General features: G+C 46.3%; 19 protein-coding genes. 17 read left to right on the top strand and 2 right to left on the bottom strand.

Translation table 11 applies throughout. The features are described 5' to 3' along the window. Positions 1–270: 270 nt before the first annotated feature. Complete coding sequence (locus tag BUB35_RS07210; RefSeq protein ID WP_072850472.1) at positions 271–1,464, bottom strand: type III PLP-dependent enzyme domain-containing protein; 1,194 nt, start codon at positions 1,462–1,464, stop codon at positions 271–273. Between the two features lie 242 nt (positions 1,465–1,706). On the opposite strand from BUB35_RS07210, the gene rimP reads away from it, so the two are divergent. The 12 genes from rimP to BUB35_RS07155 all read left to right on the top strand — a co-directional run bounded on the left by rimP (position 1,707) and on the right by BUB35_RS07155 (position 13,208). After that, positions 1,707–2,171 carry a ribosome maturation factor RimP gene (gene rimP, locus BUB35_RS07205; protein ID WP_072850470.1) on the top strand — a complete coding sequence of 155 codons (465 nt, stop codon included), beginning with the start codon at positions 1,707–1,709 and terminating at the stop codon, positions 2,169–2,171. Positions 2,172–2,193: 22 nt separating this feature from the next. Further along, positions 2,194–3,372: a transcription termination factor NusA gene (gene nusA / locus BUB35_RS07200; RefSeq protein ID WP_072850468.1), complete on the top strand. Its 1,179-nt coding sequence runs from the start codon at positions 2,194–2,196 to the stop codon at positions 3,370–3,372. Between the two features lie 22 nt (positions 3,373–3,394). Beyond that, positions 3,395–3,673, top strand: coding sequence for an RNase P modulator RnpM (gene rnpM / locus BUB35_RS07195; protein ID WP_054329586.1), 279 nt, complete (start codon positions 3,395–3,397; stop codon positions 3,671–3,673). Further along, on the top strand, positions 3,666–3,980 hold the full coding sequence (locus BUB35_RS07190) for a L7Ae/L30e/S12e/Gadd45 family ribosomal protein (protein WP_072850466.1): 315 nt from the start codon (positions 3,666–3,668) through the stop codon (positions 3,978–3,980). The genes rnpM and BUB35_RS07190 overlap by 8 nt, the downstream gene beginning before the upstream one ends. A gap of 41 nt (positions 3,981–4,021) precedes the next feature. Further along, positions 4,022–6,295 carry a translation initiation factor IF-2 gene (gene infB, locus BUB35_RS07185; RefSeq protein WP_084730608.1) on the top strand — a complete coding sequence of 758 codons (2,274 nt, stop codon included), beginning with the start codon at positions 4,022–4,024 and terminating at the stop codon, positions 6,293–6,295. Between the two features lie 15 nt (positions 6,296–6,310). Then, complete coding sequence (gene rbfA / locus BUB35_RS18495) at positions 6,311–6,694, top strand: 30S ribosome-binding factor RbfA (protein WP_084730607.1); 384 nt, start codon at positions 6,311–6,313, stop codon at positions 6,692–6,694. Further along, positions 6,684–7,634 (top strand): DHH family phosphoesterase, encoded by a 951-nt coding sequence (locus BUB35_RS07180; RefSeq protein WP_072850464.1) that lies wholly within the window; start codon positions 6,684–6,686, stop codon positions 7,632–7,634. Before rbfA ends, BUB35_RS07180 begins: the two co-directional genes overlap by 11 nt. Positions 7,635–7,646: 12 nt before the next feature. After that, a complete protein-coding gene (gene truB, locus BUB35_RS07175) occupies positions 7,647–8,546 on the top strand; it encodes a tRNA pseudouridine(55) synthase TruB (protein ID WP_072850462.1) in 900 nt (299 codons plus the stop codon). Positions 8,547–8,558: 12 nt separating this feature from the next. Continuing rightward, positions 8,559–9,515: a bifunctional riboflavin kinase/FAD synthetase gene (locus BUB35_RS07170; protein WP_072850460.1), complete on the top strand. Its 957-nt coding sequence runs from the start codon at positions 8,559–8,561 to the stop codon at positions 9,513–9,515. Positions 9,516–9,551: 36 nt separating this feature from the next. Further along, a complete protein-coding gene (locus tag BUB35_RS07165; RefSeq protein WP_072850458.1) occupies positions 9,552–10,448 on the top strand; it encodes a DMT family transporter in 897 nt (298 codons plus the stop codon). Positions 10,449–10,612: 164 nt separating this feature from the next. Next, positions 10,613–10,876: a 30S ribosomal protein S15 gene (rpsO, locus tag BUB35_RS07160; RefSeq protein WP_191344099.1), complete on the top strand. Its 264-nt coding sequence runs from the start codon at positions 10,613–10,615 to the stop codon at positions 10,874–10,876. A gap of 175 nt (positions 10,877–11,051) precedes the next feature. Then, complete coding sequence (locus BUB35_RS07155; protein ID WP_072850454.1) at positions 11,052–13,208, top strand: polyribonucleotide nucleotidyltransferase; 2,157 nt, start codon at positions 11,052–11,054, stop codon at positions 13,206–13,208. Between the two features lie 155 nt (positions 13,209–13,363). Here the strand turns inward: BUB35_RS07155 and BUB35_RS07150 are convergent, their stop codons facing one another. Beyond that, positions 13,364–13,810 (bottom strand): hypothetical protein, encoded by a 447-nt coding sequence (locus BUB35_RS07150; protein ID WP_072850452.1) that lies wholly within the window; start codon positions 13,808–13,810, stop codon positions 13,364–13,366. 253 nt (positions 13,811–14,063) lie between these two features. Between BUB35_RS07150 and BUB35_RS07145 the strand changes: the two genes are divergently transcribed. The 5 genes from BUB35_RS07145 (at position 14,064) to BUB35_RS07125 (ending at position 18,468) form a co-directional block, all read left to right on the top strand. Beyond that, entirely contained in the window at positions 14,064–15,329 is a 1,266-nt protein-coding gene (locus BUB35_RS07145; RefSeq protein ID WP_072850450.1) for a M16 family metallopeptidase, read from the top strand. A gap of 69 nt (positions 15,330–15,398) precedes the next feature. After that, positions 15,399–15,632 (top strand): DUF378 domain-containing protein, encoded by a 234-nt coding sequence (locus tag BUB35_RS07140; protein ID WP_022255215.1) that lies wholly within the window; start codon positions 15,399–15,401, stop codon positions 15,630–15,632. A 48-nt stretch (positions 15,633–15,680) separates the two neighbouring features. After that, positions 15,681–16,514, top strand: coding sequence for a diaminopimelate epimerase (gene dapF, locus BUB35_RS07135; RefSeq protein WP_072850448.1), 834 nt, complete (start codon positions 15,681–15,683; stop codon positions 16,512–16,514). A gap of 21 nt (positions 16,515–16,535) precedes the next feature. Continuing rightward, positions 16,536–17,819, top strand: a complete 1,284-nt coding sequence (hflX, locus tag BUB35_RS07130) for a GTPase HflX (RefSeq protein ID WP_022365183.1) — start codon at positions 16,536–16,538, stop codon at positions 17,817–17,819. Between the two features lie 25 nt (positions 17,820–17,844). Beyond that, entirely contained in the window at positions 17,845–18,468 is a 624-nt protein-coding gene (locus BUB35_RS07125) for a hypothetical protein (RefSeq protein WP_072850446.1), read from the top strand. Positions 18,469–18,489 lie beyond the last annotated feature (21 nt).

Genomic DNA, 18,489 nt, shown 5'->3' with positions numbered 1-18,489 from the left:
CCAGCGCTTAATAATACCGAGACAGTTGATATTAAATCTTCTCATGGTTTCACTGAGACTTAGACCTTCTTCCCGCATCGTTTCTACCACCAGTTGCTTGAATTCTGGTGTATATCGTTTATTTGGTACTCCTTTTGGCATAAAAATCACCCCACTTGTTATTCAGTATATCATACTGTCTAACAAATGGGGTGCAGTTCATTGTTTCAAGGATGTCGGCTATATGAGAATGGTCAGATTTGTTTTTATCTGGAATGCCTTTTACTGTAATCAGATGTCTATTTCGTGTTCCAGCCAAAGCTGATCTGGCGGGGTTTGAGAGCCAAAGAGCAAAGGGGAAAGGGTATAACCGTAACTGCCGGCGTTTGTAAACAGCAGGCGGTCGCCTACCTCTGCTCGAGGAAGTGTCACATTAGATGCCAGCAGGTCATAACGGCTGCACAGACCACCTACGATGTCTACGGTTTCTGTACCTTCCCGGTCAGCCAGCAGTGTCACCTGAGAAATGTTCGGACAGGTGTAGAAAGGCTCTGCCGGTGCTGGTGTATGCTGGTCTTTTGTCATTAATTCCTTCATGACTGGACGGAAAAAGCCGTTGGTACCATTTTTTACAATATAATATGTTTTGCCACGGGAGATTTTGATGTCCATAATTTCTGTTACATAGACGCCGCTTTCGCCCACCAGAAAACGTCCGCTTTCCAGCAGGAATTTTGCCTGCAAACGAGGACGGAATGCATCAAAGACGGTGGATACCTTTTTTTGCAGGACATCTAAATCCAGCGGTTTTTGAGTATCTGGATCGTAAACAATGCCTAAGCCACTGCCGAAATTGATGTAAGAAAATTTGGTGTCCCAAAGGTGTTCCAGCCGCAGAGCCAATGTCAGTACATGAGCATAGTAGGCTGTCAGCTGGTCTGCATCCAGAATCTGTGACTGGATATGTACGTGAATGCCTGTAGGACGCAGGGCAGGAAAATCGTCAAAAGCGTGGGAAGAAAGAAGCTGTTCCTCATCAATGCCAAACTGGGAAGGTCCCCCCTCAGTTCCTTCCATAGAAAATGCTGGATTGATGCGGATACCGATAGGCAGAACAGCGTGTTTTTCCTGTGCCAGACGATTGCATAAATCAAGTTCGTGGAAGCTGTCCGCAATGATATGGCAGCGTCCAATGACGTCCTCCAATTCATCCCGTGTTTTGCCGGGAGCGGAAAAATAAATCCGCTCAGAAGGAATCCCTGCCCGGCGGCTTTCTGATACCTCTTTGGCAGAAGCGGCATCAGCCCCCAGACCGAATTCGGAAATGGTCTGCAAAATGGGGAAGAATGGATTGGTTTTGATGGAATATAATATTTCAAAATCAGGAAAAACCTGTTTCAGTTTTTGTGCCTGACGCAGAATCACCTGTTTGCGATAAGCGTAAAAAGGTGCTGCGTGTATGGTGAAAATATCATGTCTCTTCAAGAATGAACCCTCCTTTTTGCCCTTCTATCATATCACAGGGAGTAGTCCAGAAACAATAGAGAATGTTTTTTTCTGCCATAGCCAAATTCCTTGATTTTTCGGGAAATAAAGGAAAAATGCTTGCATAAGGTATGAAAAAATGGTATACTAACAACAGTAACAAGCGGAAATGGCAGAGAAAAGAGTGGGTGAAAGCCCACTCTTTGTTGTTGCTTAGGCAAAAATATATACGAGGTGAAAAAATGGCAAAGAGCAATACAGAAAAGAAAGTACTGCCTCTTCTGGAACCCATTGTGGAAGAAAGAGGTCTGGAACTGGTGGATTTGGAATTTGTAAAGGAAGGCGCGAACTGGTATCTGCGTGTGTATATCGACAAAGAAGGCGGCGTTTCCATTGACGACTGCGAAGCTGTCAGCCGTGCGCTGGAAGCAAAGCTGGATGAAAAAGACCCCATCGAACAGGCTTATGTGCTGGAAGTAAGCTCTCCCGGTATCGACCGTCCCCTGAAGAAGGATGCGGATTTCATCAGATTCCAGGGAGAAATCATTGATGTAAAGCTCTATAAGGCTGTAGACGGACAGAAACAGTTCCAGGGCAAACTGCTGGGACTGAACGACGGCGTGATTTCTTTGGAAGAAGAAGATGGTACTGTTCGCGAATTTGTACAAAAAGATACCGCTGATGTGCGGTTGGCTGTTATTTTCTGAGGATAAGGGAGGAATAGGAAAAATGGATAGAGCAGAATTTATCGAAGCACTGCATTTGATTGAAAAAGAAAAAGGTATCGACAAGGAGATCATTTTTGAAGCCATTGAAGCATCTCTGGTTTCCGCTTGCAAAAAGAACTTTGGTTCCAACCAGAACATCAAAGTTGTTATCGACAGAGAAACAGGTAACGTTGCCTGCTACGCACAGCGCGAAGTTGTGGAAGAAGTCATGGACGAACAGAACGAAATCGACCTGATGGCTGCAAGAATTCTGAACCCCAGCTATCAGATTGGCGATACTGTAGATCTGGAAGTAACACCCAGAGACTTCGGTCGTGTGGCTGCCCAGACAGCAAAACAGGTAGTTGTACAGAAATTCAGAGAAGCGGAAAGAGAAATCCTCTACAATCAGTACATCACAAAAGAACGTGAAGTAGTGACCGCTATCGTACAGAGAAAAGAAAGAAGAAACATCATCGTACAGATGGGCAAAATCGATGCGGTGCTGGCTGCCAACGAACAGATTCCCGGCGAACAGTATAATTTCATGGACCGCATCAAAGTATATGTGCTGGAAGTAAAACAGACACCAAAGGGTCCCCAGATTTATGTTTCCAGAACACATCCCGAACTGGTAAAACGTCTCTTTGAACAGGAAGTGCCTGAAGTGCATGACGGTACTGTAGAAATCAAGAGCATTGCCAGAGAAGCAGGCAGCAGAACAAAAATCGCTGTTTACTCCAAAGACGAAAATGTGGACGCTCTGGGCGCATGTGTTGGTCAGAACGGCTACCGCGTAAATGTTATCGTAAACGAACTGGGCGGCGAAAAGATCGACGTGATCAACTGGAGCGAAGATCCTAAGGAATTTATCGCTGCGGCTCTGAGCCCTTCCAAAGTTCTGGCAGTTGCCATCAACGAAGCAGAACAGAGCGCAAAAATCGTTGTGCCTGACCATCAGCTGTCTCTGGCCATCGGTAAAGAAGGTCAGAACGCAAGACTGTCTGCAAAACTGACAGGCTGGAGAATCGACATCAAGAGCGAAACACAGGCAAGAGAAACAAACTTCCTGGCTGAAGATCCTGTAGAAGAAACAGAAGATGCAGCAGAAGAAATGACAGAAATCATGGAAGAATCCGCAGAAGCTGTGGAAACAGCAGCAGAAGAAACTGCTGTAGAAGAAACACAGGAAGAAGCGTAAACATAGAGGAGGCGGCATCATGATGAAACAACGGAAAGTCCCCCTCAGAAAATGTACCGGCTGTCAGGAAATGAAGGACAAACGGGAATTGATCCGCATCGTGCGCAACGATGCAGGCGAATTTTCTCTGGACCGTACAGGCAAGAAACCGGGACGGGGCGCATATATTTGCCCCAATACGGAATGTCTGGCAAAGGCGCAGAAGTCCAAAGGTCTGGAACGCTCCTTCAAAGCACCTGTGCCCAAGGATGTATATGAAGCCCTGCTGGCACAGCTGGAAGGAGAAGAAAATCATGCGTAAGTTTTATTCCCTGCTGGGGCTTTGCAAGCGGGCCAATAAAGTGGCAGGCGGCGAAGTGGCAGCAGAGGAAGCGATACGCGGCAAAAAGGCATGTCTTGTCATTGTGGCAGGAGATGCGTCGGCAAATACAAAGAAAAAATTTCATAACTCTGCATCGTTTTATGAAGTTCCGATTTTGGAACTGGGAACAAAGGCAGATTTAGGCAGAGCTGTCGGCGAGGAAATCCGCGCGGTACTGGTTGTGACAGAAGCGGGATTTGCGGCAAAACTGCAGCAGCTTGCACAGACAGCAGAAAACGCAGAGTAAAGGATTTGGAATAGATGTAAGAGAAAGAAGAGGTGCGGCGAATGTCAAAAATGCGAATTTATGAACTGGCAAAGCAGTTGGGCGTAGCCAATAAAGAACTGATGGAAAAAATGAAGAGTGTAGGTATGGAAGCAAACAGCCATATGAGCATGATCGAGGAAAGCGACGCGGACAAGATCAGAAAGCTGTATCAGCCTGCACAGAAAGCGGAAGAACCCAAAAAAGAAGCTCCCAAGCAGGAAGTGAAAGAGCAGCATAAGGGAAATCAGCAGAAAGATGCTCCCAAACAGGATAACAGAAACAAGGGCGAAAACAAAAAAGCGCAGGACGGCAAGAACCCGCAGAATAATAACAATCAGAACAAAAACAACAACCAGAATAAAAACCAGAACAACAACGCCCAGAACAATCAGAATCAGGGCAAAAAAGATAAAAAGGGCAAAGGCAAAAAAGACCAGAAACCCAGAGAAAATCCCTTGGAACGCAGAAGACGTGAAATGGAAGAAGAAGCGGCGCTCCTGGCAGAACTGGAAGCGCTGGAAGCAGCTGAAAAAGCAGCAGAACCTGTAATCAAATCCATTCCTGCTTCCATCAGCGTGAAAGAACTGGCAGAAGTGCTGGGCAAAAAAGGTTCCGATCTGGTAATGGCACTGATGAAAAAAGGTCAGATGCTGAACATCAACGCAACACTGGACTTTGATACAGCTGCTGCCATTGCAGAAGATTACAACGTTATTCTGGAACAGGAAGAAGAAAAAGACATTCTGGAAACTGTTTTCGCAGAGGAAGAAGACGACGAAAAAGATCTGAAAGAAAGGCCTCCCGTTGTTGTTGTTATGGGTCACGTTGACCACGGTAAAACATCCCTGCTGGATGCCATTCGTCACAGTAACGTAACTAAAGGCGAAGCCGGCGGTATCACACAGCACATTGGTGCTTATACAGTACAGATCGACGGCAAACCCATTACATTCCTGGATACACCCGGTCACGAAGCTTTCACAGCAATGCGTATGCGTGGTGCGCAGATTACAGATATTGCTATTCTGGTTGTAGCGGCTGACGACGGTGTTATGCCTCAGACCGTAGAAGCCATCAACCATGCCAAAGCAGCAGGCGTTGAAATCATCGTTGCCATTAACAAAATGGATAAACCCTCCGCAAACCCTGACCGCGTAAAACAGGAATTGGTAGAATATGGTCTGGTAGCGGAAGACTGGGGTGGTCAGACTATCTGTGTACCTGTTTCCGCAGTGACAAAAGAAGGTCTGGATTCTCTGCTGGAAATGATCATTCTGGTAGCAGAAATGAAAGAATTGAAAGCAAACCCCAACAAACATGCAAGAGGCGCTATCGTAGAAGCACAGCTGGACAAAGGCAGAGGTCCCGTTGCGACTGTACTGGTACAGAACGGTACTTTGCAGGTAGGTGACCCCATCGTTGCAGGTGCGGCTTATGGTAAGATTCGTGCTATGACCGACGATAAGGGCAGACGTGTGAAAAAAGCAGGTCCTTCTACTCCTGTAGAAATCCTGGGTCTGTCTGAAGTACCTTCCGCTGGCGACAGCTTCTATGTAGCAGAAAATGATAAACAGGCAAGACAGGTTGCTGAAAGCATCATCGCGAAGAACAGAGAAAACATGATCAAAGAAACACCCCAGAAAGTATCTCTGGACGACCTGTTCTCTCAGATTCAGAGCGGTAACATGAAAGAACTGAACATCGTAGTAAAAGCAGACGTACAGGGTTCCGTAGAAGCCGTTCGTCAGAGTCTGGAAAGACTGTCTAACGAAGAAGTACGTGTACGTATCATCCACGGCGGTGTTGGTGCTATCACAGAAAGCGACGTTATGCTGGCTTCCGCATCCAACGCTATCATCATCGGCTTCAACGTACGTCCCGAACCCGCTGCAAAAGCATTTGCAGATGAAGAAAAAGTTGATGTTCGTCTGTACCGTGTCATCTACAACGCTATCGAAGACATCACAGCTGCTATGAAAGGTCTGCTGGACCCCGTATTTGAAGAACAGGTACTGGGTCATGCGGAAGTACGTCAGCTGTTCAAAGCTTCCGGTGTTGGTACTATTGCCGGCAGCTATGTAAAAGATGGTAAGTTCGTAAGAAACTGCCAGGTTCGTATCATCCGTGACGGCATTGTTGTTTACGAAGGCGATCTGGAAAGCTTGAAACGTTTCAAAGACGACGTAAAAGAAGTTGCTGCGGGCTATGAATGCGGTCTGGTATTCAAGAAGTTCAACGACGTGAAAGAAGGCGACTGGATCGAAGCCTATACCATGGTAGAAGTACCTAGATAAGCAGGTGAGAAATATATGAAGAACAATACAAGAATTTCCCGTATCAATGACGAAGTTTTCAAGGAAATCTCTCAGATTGTATGGGGAGAATTGAAAGACCCTCGCATCGGCGCTATGACCAGCGTTGTGCGTGTGGATACCACTCAGGATTTGAAATACTGCAAAGTATATGTATCTGTGCTGGGGGATGAAAACCAGAAAGCAAGCGTCATGAAAGGCTTGAAAAACGCTTCCGGTTTCATCCGCCATCTGGTGGCAGAACGTGTGAATCTGCGTCTGACACCGGAACTGATTTTCAAACTGGACGAATCTGCGGAATATGCCGTTCGTATGGAACAGCTTATGGCGCAGATTGCCAAAGACCGTGAGGAAAGAGAAGTGCAGAAAGATGCAGAATAATACAAAACAGGAAATTCTGGAAAAAATTGCACAGGCAAAGACCATTCAGATTGCAGGGCATACCAATCCCGACGGCGACGCCATCGGGGCTTGCCTTGCTTTCGGGCTGGCACTGGAAAAAGCCGGTAAAGATGTGACCGTACTGCTGGAGCATTATGCGCCCAAGTATGACGTGATTCCCGGCAAGCATCTGGCGAAAGAAGCGGCAGCGAAAGCGGACCTGTTTCTGGCGCTGGATTGCGGCGACGAAGGTCGTCTGGGGGCTGCAGGGGATTGGTTTCGTCAGGCAGATGTGACCATCAACATTGACCATCACAGCAGCAATACCTATTACGGGCAGTACAATTATGTGGAAGGGGAAGCGTCCTCCACATCTGAAATCGTATATGGTTTTCTGGAAGGAAATTACCCTGTAGATCAAGACATGGCGGCAGGACTTTATGCTGGTCTTATTTATGATACTGGTGGCTTCCGTCATTCTTCCACATCTCCTAATACCATGCGTGTGGCAGGGGCTTTGATGGAAACAGGGATTCCTTTTACAGATATTTACAACCGCTTTTTCGACAGCCGCAGTTTTTCCGAAATGAAAATTATGGGACAGGCTCTGGAAAACGCAAAACTGTATTTTGACGGCAAAGTGGTATGTGCTACCATCACTTCTGCGGAAATTGCTGCCTGCAACGGCACCAATAAGGAACTGGACGCCATCATTAATTACCTCAAAGGCGTGCAGGGAGCAGAAGTGGCATGTTTCCTTTACGAAAAGACAGAAACAGAAGTCAAAGCAAGCTTCCGTGGCGCTGATGGCAGAGATGTCTGCGCATTGGCACAGAAATTCGGCGGCGGCGGTCATGTGAAGGCGGCAGGCTGTACCATTGCGGCACCCATTGACAAAGCCAAAGAAATGGTGCTGGCAGAAATCGAAAAAATGCTGTAAGGAGGGAATCGCTTGGACGGTATTTTGAATATCCGAAAGGAAAAGGGATTTACCTCCCATGACGTAGTGGCTGTGGTGCGCCGTATCCTTCACACAAAGAAAGTGGGGCATACAGGCACCTTAGACCCGGACGCAGAAGGCGTACTGCCTGTTTGCGTAGGCAAAGCCACAAAACTGGCGGACATCATCATGGACGGGAAAAAACGTTACCGTGCCATGGTGCGGCTGGGCATCACCACCACGACAGAAGACGCGGCTGGTGAAGTGCTGGAAGAAAAGCCCGTGGATTTTGATGAGGAAAAAATCAGACAGGCAGTAGCCGGATTTGTGGGGGAACAGAAACAGATTCCGCCCATGTATTCCGCTATCAAAGTCAACGGCAAGAAATTGTATGAGTTGGCGCGGGAAGGCAAAGAAATTGAGCGTAAGGCAAGAACCATTACCATTTTTGCTATCAATATTGTCCGTTTTCTGCCTCCTGACCGCTTTGAAATAGATGTGGACTGCTCCAAAGGGACTTATATCCGTACCCTTTGCAGTGACATTGGCAAGACTTTGGGCTGCGGCGCACATATGGCAGAACTGACTCGTACCCGTACCGGCAGTTTTGCATTGGAAGATGCCATTACACTGGGAGAATTGCAGACAATGGCAGATGAAGGACGGCAGGAAGAAGCTTTCCTGTCCATGGAAGCGGCATTGTCCGATTTCCCGAAAATCATCGTTTCTCCGAAGTCCACAAAGATGCTGTATAACGGCGGCAGAGTTTACGCCAAGTTTTATGAGGCGGAAAAAGAACTGACAGCAGGTGATATCGCCGCTGTCTTTGACAGTGAACACCATCTGGTGGGACTGTATGAAGTACGGGACGAAGAAGGCTTTTATATCAAACCATTTAAGATGTTGATTTAAAGGAGTATCGAAATGGAACATATTACAGACGGGCAGGTAGACCGCAGCAGACCCACAGCCATTACTTTGGGGAACTTTGACGGGCTGCATCTGGGTCACCGTGCCCTGATTCAACTGACAAAAGAATTTGCGGCAGAGGAAAATCTGGAAAGTGTTGTATTTTCCTTTTCTCCTCATCCCATGCTGGTATTCAAGAAAAAAGAGGATTTTGCTCTGATTATGGCACCCTCTGAAAAACTGTTTACCATGGAGCAGATGGGCGTGGATACGTATATCGAATATCCTTTTGATGTGGAATTTGCTTCTATGTCTGCTTATGATTTTGCCGTAAAACTGCTTTTTGAACGCATGAAGTGCAAAGTGCTGGTGGTAGGAGAAAATTATCATTTCGGCAGCAATCGGGCAGGCAATTATGAAATGCTGCGCCGTTTGGGGGAAGAACACGGCGTGAAAGTCATTGCGGTGCCTTCTGTCCAGTATGAAGGCGAACGGGTCAGCAGCTCTCGTATCCGTCAGTGCCTCATCGACAAGGATTTGGAAAGCGCGAACACCATGCTGACTGTGCCTTATTTCATTCTGGGTACTGTAAAAGAAGGGAAAAAACTGGGCAGAACTATTGGTTTCCCTACGGTGAATATCGAAGCCCATCCCTTGAAGCTGTTCCCTCCCAATGGGGTATATGCCACAAAAACACTGTATGAAGGCAAGTATTACTACGGTGTGACCAATATCGGCAAAAATCCTACGGTAAACGGCACACAGAAGATTGTGGAAACCTATCTGTTTGACTTCAACAAAATGATTTACGGCGAAGAATTACAGATTTTCTTCTATAAATTCCTGCGCAGTGAAAAGAAATTTGAAAGCGTAGACGAATTGCAGGCACAGATTGCTATCAATGCGGAACAGACCAGAGCATATTTCGCTTCTGCGGAATATGAACACTGGAAAGCGGAAGAAGAAAAATAAGAAATACAGACAGATAAAATGATATGAGGTAACATCATGTTAGAGAATAAAAGAACACGGGCCCATCTGTTGCTGCTCTTGACAGCTATCATCTGGGGGAGCGCCTTCGTTTTTCAGAAATTTGCCACAGAGGAACTTTCCGGCTGGTTTATCACAGCGGCAAGATTTTCCATCGCGGCAGTGGTGCTTTGGGTCATTACCTACAAAAAATGGGGCAGACTGGATAAGGGGTATTTGCTTGGCGGTATCATCACAGGCTTGACCATGGGGACGGCCACAGCTGTGCAGACTGTTGCTCTTGCCATGGGTACCACACCGGGCAAAAGCGCCTTTTTGACGGCGGTTTATTGCGTGATTGTACCATTTTTCTATTGGTTTGTTTCAAAGGAACGTCCTCAACGCAATCATGTCATTGCGGCAATCTTCTGCTTGGCGGGGATTGGGCTCATTTCCCTCAACGGGGATATGACTATGCTGCCGGGGGACGTGGTAACACTGGTCTGCGGCGTCATTTACGCCTGTGACCTGACAGCAGTGGCGTGGTTTTCCAAGGGCAGAGACCCCATTCTGCTGACTACTATGCAGATTACATTCTCTGCGGTCATTGGCTGGATTGGTACCCTTCTGACAAACGGTATGCCGGAAAGCGTTTCCATGGGTGCCATGGGAAATGTCATGTATCTGGCGCTGCTTTCCACAGCTCTTTGCCTGTTCCTGCAGGCATATGGTCTGAAGCATACAGATGCGGCAGTGGGAACCATTCTGCTGAGTCTGGAATCCGTTTTCGGGGTTGTCTTCTCTGTACTGCTGTACCATGAAGAAGTAACACCCAGAATGGCGGTGGGCTTCGCGGTGGTATTTGTGGCAGTGCTCATGTCGCAGTTCCGTTATGAACCCAAGAAAAAGACGGAAAAATCAGCCCAAACCAGCTGAAAAAACGAAAAAATCGCAAGAAATCAAGCCTTTGCTCTTGCAAAGGGTCATATAGTATGATAAAATGAGAACGCTGTAAAACCAGGACTCAGTGACAGGACGCTCCGACCTTCACTTAGTTCTAGGGGTTGCAAGAATAAATATTTTTAAGGAGGCCAAAAATCATGGCAACAATCAACAAACAGGAAATTATCGCAAAATACGGCAGAACACCTAACGACACAGGTTCTCCCGAAGTTCAGATCGCTCTGCTGACAGCAAGAATCACTCTGCTGACAGACCACCTGAAAAGCCACAAGAAAGATCACCACTCCAGACGTGGTCTGCTGAAAATGGTTGGTCAGAGAAGAGGTCTGCTGAACTACCTGAAAGAACTGGATATCGAAAGATACCGTGCAATCATTGCAGAACTGGGTCTGAGAAAGTAAGACACAAACCAAAAGATTAGGAAAAGAGAGGACGTTTTTCCTCTCTTTTCTTCTATCAAACAAAAACAAAGAAGGTTGCACTATAGATTTCCAACTTTGCAAATATGGACGACCATGTTTTTGAAGTTGAAGATCTATGGTGCAGGAGAAAAACAGACAGAAAAGGAGAATGAACATGTTTAGAACCTATTCCATGGAACTGGCAGGCAGAACATTGACAGCTGAAATCGGCAGAGTAGCAGAACAGGCTAACGGCGCTGTATTGCTGCGTTACGGCGATACCACTGTACTGGTTACTGCAACTGCATCCGAAAAGCCCAGAGACGGCATTGACTTTTTCCCTCTGAGCATTGATTACGAAGAAAGACTGTACTCCGTAGGTAAAATCCCCGGCGGTTTCATCAAAAGAGAAGGCAGACCTTCCGAAAAAGCAATCCTGACAGCAAGATGTATCGACAGACCTCTGCGTCCTCTGTTCCCTAAGGATTACAGAAACGACGTAGCTATCGTTGCAACAGTAATGTCCGTAGACCAGGACTGCTCTCCTGAAGTAGTAGCGATGATCGGTGCATCTCTGGCACTGAACATTTCCGATATTCCTTTCACAGATCCCGTTTCTTCCGTAAGCATCGGTTATGTGGACGGCGAACTGGTGGTGAACCCCACAGCAGAACAGAGAGAAAAAACAAGACTGACACTGACTGTATCTTCCAAAGAAGATAAAGTTATGATGATTGAAGCAGGCGCAGACGAAATCCCTGACGCACTGATGATGGAAGCCATCCATCTGGCATTCGACACTAACCTGGAAGTTGTCAAATTCATTCAGGAAATCACAGCAAAAGAAGGCAAGGAAAAAGCTCCTTACACAGAACATGTGATTCCCGAAGACGCTTACAAACTGGTAACAGAATATATCACAGACGCAAGAATGGAAGAAGCTGTTTTTGCAGAACTGAAACAGGATCGTGACGCAAAGATCAAAGTCATCACAGAAGAAGTTCTGGAACAGCTGACAGAAGCTCTGACAGAAATTTCTGAAGAAGATACAGACATTGCTGCTCTGGTAGACGAAATCATCTACAAATTCGAAAAAATGACTGTTAGAAGAATGATTCTGAGAGAACACAAACGTCCCGACGGTCGTGGTATCGAAGAAATCAGACCTCTGAGCGCAGAAGTAGACGTACTGCCTCGCGTGCATGGTTCCGCTCTGTTCTCCAGAGGACAGACACAGGCTCTGACAGTAACCACACTGGGCGCCATCAGCGAAGGTCAGCGTCTGGATGGTCTGGATGCAAACGAAACAGGCAAACGCTACATTCACCATTATAACTTCCCCGGTTTCTCTGTAGGTGAAGCAAAAACTTCCAGAGGTCCCGGCAGACGTGAAATCGGTCACGGCGCACTGGGTGAAAGAGCACTGCTGCCCGTTATCCCCAGCGAAGAAGAATTCCCTTACGCAATCCGTCTGGTTTCCGATATCCTCAGCTCCAACGGTTCCACATCTCAGGCTTCCATCTGTGGTTCCACACTGTCCCTGATGGCAGCAGGCGTACCCATCAAACGCCCCGTTGCTGGTATCTCCGTTGGTCTGGTAACAGGTGACAGCGATGATGACTTCATCGAAATCACAGACATCCAGGGTGTAGAAGACTTCTTCGGCGATATGGACTTTAAAGTAGCTGGTACTTCCGAAGGTATCACAGCAATTCAGATGGATATGAAGATCAAAGGTCTGACATTCGAAATGATCGAACAGGCTTTTGTGCAGACAGGCAGAGCAAGAGAATATATCCTCAACGAAGTCATGCTGAAAGCGATTCCCGAACCCAGAAAAGAACTGTCCAAATATGCGCCTAAGATTGCAACTATGCAGATTGACGTGGATAAGATTGCGGAAGTTATTGGTACAAGAGGCAAAGTCATCAAAAAGATCATCGAAGAAACAAATTGTGAAATCGATACAGAAGATGATGGCAAGATATTCATCAAAGGTACAGATCCCGCAGATATGCAGCGTGCAATGGATATGATCAACGCTATTGTCAGCGATCCCGAACCCGGTAAGGTTTACAAAGGCACCATCACAAGACTGATGACATTCGGTGCTTTCGTAGAAATCGCACCCGGCAAAGAAGGTCTGATTCATATCTCCAAAATGGCAAACAAGAGAGTTGCAAAAGTAGAAGACGTTGTAGCACCTGGCGATGAAGTTATGGTAAAACTGACAGAAATCGACAAACAGGGCAGACTGAACTTCTCCATGAAAGACGCTCTGGTGCAGGACGAAACACCTGATTCCGAAAAAAGCGTTCTGGAAAGATATTGATTTGCAATCAGATAAAATTAAATCTCAGTAAGAACAAAAAAGCTGAAATCCTCTATCATAAGGATTTCAGCTTTCTTTGTTGTTGATGAAGATGCCCCAAAAGCAGAGATTTTCTGTTTCATCCATTTTTCTGGTAAGATTAAAATTTTGCGGAATCAACTGAAGTCGGGAGCATCTGGGTGTTCTATCAGATAGATATCATGGAGATTGCCATTGAGCGCAGGCGAATCCGACATTTTTTCAAACAGATATGTTTCGCCAGAAATGGTCAGAGAAAATGTGCCGTTTTCTATGGTGATTTCCTGCTGCCCCAGTGTTTCGCTTTCCAGAAGATAATGCCCGTAGGTTTTCAGTGTACAGGTGCCGGATTCATACAACCCTTTGTTCATGTCGTATGAACCAGTATCGGCATCAAGGAACACAGATTCGTTTTGGTAAATGTAGAATATCCCTTTTTCCTCGCTTGCCGCAAAATAATACTCTTCTGTTTCCGTATGACAGGAATATGTGCCTGTGATCATAGGCTCGGATGTTGTGACCAGACGATAGACCCCGTAGAGCAGAAGCAGAGCAATGACTACCAGTAAAATTTTTTTTGCCATCAAAATCCCCCCAATTTGTAAGATGTTCTATGCCGTTGTTATATAGTTTCATGGTAGCAGATTTTGAATGGGACAACAATGTCCATCCTTACGAAAAAACAGAGAGTTTGTGGGAACAATGGACGAATTCGCAGAAAAAATCGACAAGAAGATTGCACAGGAAAGCCGATTTTGCTATGCTATAAAGATAGAAATATGTATGGTATTTTGAAAATGGAATACCCTAATGAGAAAAACAGGCAGGAGAAGAATGATGCTGACCATAGAAAAATTAGAAAACGGAATACAGGTGGTGCTGGAGGAAATTGGCTACGTCCGCAGTATTTCCTTTGGCATTTGGGTGAAAAACGGAACGAGAAACGAGCGTCCCGAGGAAAACGGCATTTCCCATTACATTGAACACATGATGTTCAAGGGAACAGAAAACCGCTCCGCAAGGCAGATTGCAGAGGAAATGGACGCTTTGGGCGGACAGATCAACGCTTATACTACAAAGGAATATACTTGTTATCATACCCGTGTGCTGGACAAGCATGTGAAACAGGCCATGGAAGTTATGAGTGATATGCTTCTGCATCCGGCTTTTTCTCAGGAAGAAGTGGATAAGGAACGGAACGTCATTACAGAAGAAATTTATATGTATGACGACGCGCCGGAAGAACTGGTTCATGACTGCTTGCAGGACAGCATTTGGCGGGAAAGCAGTTTGGGCATGCCCATTCTGGGAACAGAAGAAACCATTGGCAATCTGGATGCGGCAAAAATCCGCGCTTATTACGAGAAAAATTATCATACGGAAAATATGGTGCTTTCCGTGGCAGGAAACTTCAAACGGGAAGAAATGCTGGAACTTTTGAACCATTACTTTGGCAGATGGCAGGCAAAAGCACCTTATGCTCCTTTGGAAACAAAGGCTTCCTATCACCAGTCATGGATTCAGAAGAAAAAAGATGTGGAACAGCTCCATACATGCATTGCTTTTGAAGGGCTGGAACGGGAACATCCCTTGAAATACGCTATGGCAATTTTCAATACGGTTTTTGGTGGCGGCATGAGCTCTCGTTTGTTCCAGAAAATCCGTGAGGAACAGGGATTGACCTATTCCATTTACAGCTACACCACCGCTTTTGCGGATACGGGACTTTTTTCCATTTATGCCAGCATGAACCCCTCTCAGGCAGAGGCAGTATATAAGGGCATTGCGGCAGAAATCGCGGCATTGCGGAAAGAAGGCATTTCCGAAAAGATACTGAATGTGACAAAAGAACAGATGATCAGCAATTTCATCATCGGTTCTGAAAGCACATTGAACCGTATGACAGCGGCAGGTTCCGCCATGCTCCTGCGTGGTAAGGTGCAGGAAATGGAAGAAGTCATTGAAAAAATAGAAGCAGTGACACAGAAAGATTTGGCAGAAGTGGCGGAACTGGTTTTTGCGAACCCGAAAATGAGCTATTCTGCTGTGGGAAATCTTAAAGGGGTAGATTTTGCCAATACAGTTGAAAAACTTTTTTCATAAAATTCAAAAGACAAGGGATACTATGGATACAGATATATCTGTTGATCATACCATTAGGAGGTCAAAAGCATGAAAACAGGGAATTATATTGCTTTGACACTTGTCATCATCGGTGCGCTGAACTGGGGTCTCATCGGATTTTTCGGATTCGATCTGGTAACAACCATTTTCGGCGGTTCCATGTTCTGGCTGGCTCGTGTGATCTTCGCGCTGGTAGGTCTGGCAGGACTTTGGTCTCTGCGGCTGTACAGCGCAGTGGCACAGGAGCGGGAGATGGTACCGACGACCCACGGACAGCACTAAACACAGGCGGTATATTTTACCGCCCCTACATAGCAAGGAGGAAACAACATGCGTTTTACAAAAATGGAAGGCTGCGGCAACGACTATATTTATATCAACGGTTTTGAGGAAGAAGTGAAATATCCCGATATGCTGGCGGTGGCTATGAGTGAGCGTCATTTTGGTGTAGGCGCTGACGGGCTGGTATTGATTCTGCCTTCTGAAGTGGCAGACTTCCGTATGCGGATGTTCAATATGGACGGTTCCGAAGGGGAAATGTGCGGCAACGCGGTTCGCTGCATCGGCAAATACGTTTACGAACGGGGCATGACCCAAAAGAACGTCATTACATTGGAAACATTGGGCGGCATCAAAACATTGCAGTTACATATTCAGAACGACATCGTCATTGCCGTCACAGCGGATATGGGAGAACCCATTTTGGAAGCGGCACAGATTCCCGTTATCAGCGACAAAACACCTGTCATTGGAGAAAAATTGCAGATTCTGGACAAGACTTTTGATGTGACCTGTGTTTCCATGGGTAATCCTCACGGGGTCATTTTTGTGGATGATACAGAACATTTTGAAGTGGAAAAATACGGCAAAGTGGCAGAAGTCCATCCCATGTTCCCCAAAAAAGCAAATATCGAGTTTGCCCATGTCATTGACCGCACCCACATGAGTATGCGTGTTTGGGAAAGAGGCAGCGGCGAAACAATGGCATGCGGTACAGGGGCATCTGCCACATTGGTGGCAGCGGTGCTCAATGGATTGTGTGACAGAAAAGTGCGTATCCAGCTTTTGGGCGGCACTTTGGAAATCGAATGGAGAGAATCCGATAACCATGTTTATATGACAGGTCCCGCCAGATTCTCTTTTGACGGCGTATGGCTGCGGTAAGAAAGCAGAGAGGAGTAAGACATGGCAAAAGAATTGCATGAAAATAAAGATACAGAAGAAAGATTGATACTGGTAGGCATTGAGCTGGAGGACAAGGACAGTCCTTCTGCCATGGCAGTGGAAGCCTGTCTGGATGAGCTGGAAGAACTGGTAAATACAGCAGGTGCAACAGCTGTTGCACGTACCATCCAGCGCAGAGAAAAGGTGCATCCTGCCCATTATCTGGGAAAAGGCAAAATCGAAGAACTGAAAATGATGATAAATACATACGATGCCACAGGCATTGTCTGCGACGATGAACTTTCTCCGGCACAGCTAAAAAATCTGGAAAAAATGCTGGAAACAAAGGTCATGGACAGAACCATCGTCATTCTGGATATTTTTGCCGGACGGGCCATTTCCGGTGAAGGGAAAATTCAGGTAGAATTGGCACAGCTGAAATACCGCATGTCCCGTCTGACTGGTATGGGTGCATCCATGTCCCGTCTGGGTGGCGGTATCGGTACCAGAGGTCCAGGGGAAAAGAAGCTGGAAACAGACCGCCGTCACATCAAGGAACGGATTGCGGAATTGAATCGGGATTTGAAAGAAATCCAGACCCATCGGGAACTTTTGCGTAGTCAGCGCAGCAAAAAAGGCACTCCTGTGGTTTCTTTGGTGGGCTATACCAATGCGGGGAAATCTACTACATTGAATGTACTGACACAGGCTGGCGTACTGGCGGAGGATAAACTTTTTGCCACACTGGATACTACCACCAGAAAAGTGGAACTGCCTGGCGGTTCTGAAATTCTGCTGACAGATACCGTTGGTTTTATCCAGAAACTGCCTCACCATCTGATTCAGGCATTCCGTGCAACACTGGAAGAATTGAAGTATGCAGATATTCTCCTTCATGTGGTGGATGCGTCCAACCCCAACAGAGAAGAACAGATGCGAGTGGTATATGACACTTTGAGAGGTCTGGGCTGCGAAGATACACCCGTTATTACCGTTTATAACAAAATGGACAGAGAAGTGGAACTGCCTTTGCCTATGGACAGAATGGCAAGGGAAATCGTACAGATTTCCGCAGGGAAACAGATGGGGCTGGAACAGATGCTGGCAACCATTGAAAAACTGCTGAAAAGCTTCCGTAAGTCCATGACGGTGCTGCTGCCTTACACAGAAGGCGCATTGGCTGGCTGGGTACATGGCCGATGTGAAATCATTCGGGAAGAACATACAGCAGAAGGGGTATTGCTGGAAGTTTATGTGGATGAGGAAGCGGCAAACAGACTGAAATCTTTTGCGGTAGAAGCTTAAAGCAACATGGAAAAGGGGAATTTCTATGAAAAGAAAGGGATTACTGTTGTTGGGGATGCTTCTGGGGTTGACAGCCTGTGGACAGGAAACGGCACAAGTGGATGAAAACGCTGTGGCAATGGCATATGAAAATCGTCTGCTTATGGTGAATGATACCTTATACTATAGTACAGACCAGACAGGACCTATGGGGGATTCCGAAGCGGTTGCAGGAGAAATCACATCGGAAACATCCGAAGGGGCTGTACCAACAGAAAATGGACAATCCAACTTTGGCTGTGTGGGCAATGCTTACACCATAGGGGAAGAAACCATCATGGTACAAATTGGGGAAGAATGGTTTGTGTTTGCAACAGCAGAAGCTTTGCCGGATTTCATGGAGAAAGAAAGTCCATGGAGTGTGGAGAATCCCTATAAAAACCGTTTGCTTATGGTGAATGATACCTTATACTATAGTACAGACCAGACAGGACCTATGGGGGATTCCCAAGCGATTGCAGGAGAAATCACATCGGAAACAAGTGAAGGCGCTGTACCAACGGAAAACGGACAATCCAACTTTGGCTGTGTGGGGAACTCTTATACTATGGGAGAAGAAACCATTATGGTGCAGATTGATGAAGAATGGTTTGTGTTTGAAAAAGCATGATATAAAAAAGATGGCAGATAT

The organism is Anaerotignum lactatifermentans DSM 14214 (assembly GCF_900142265.1).
Taxonomy (GTDB): domain Bacteria; phylum Bacillota; class Clostridia; order Lachnospirales; family Anaerotignaceae; genus Anaerotignum; species Anaerotignum lactatifermentans.
The sequence above is the reverse complement of the archived record's forward strand: the minus strand, read 5'-3'. Positions and strand labels throughout refer to the sequence as shown.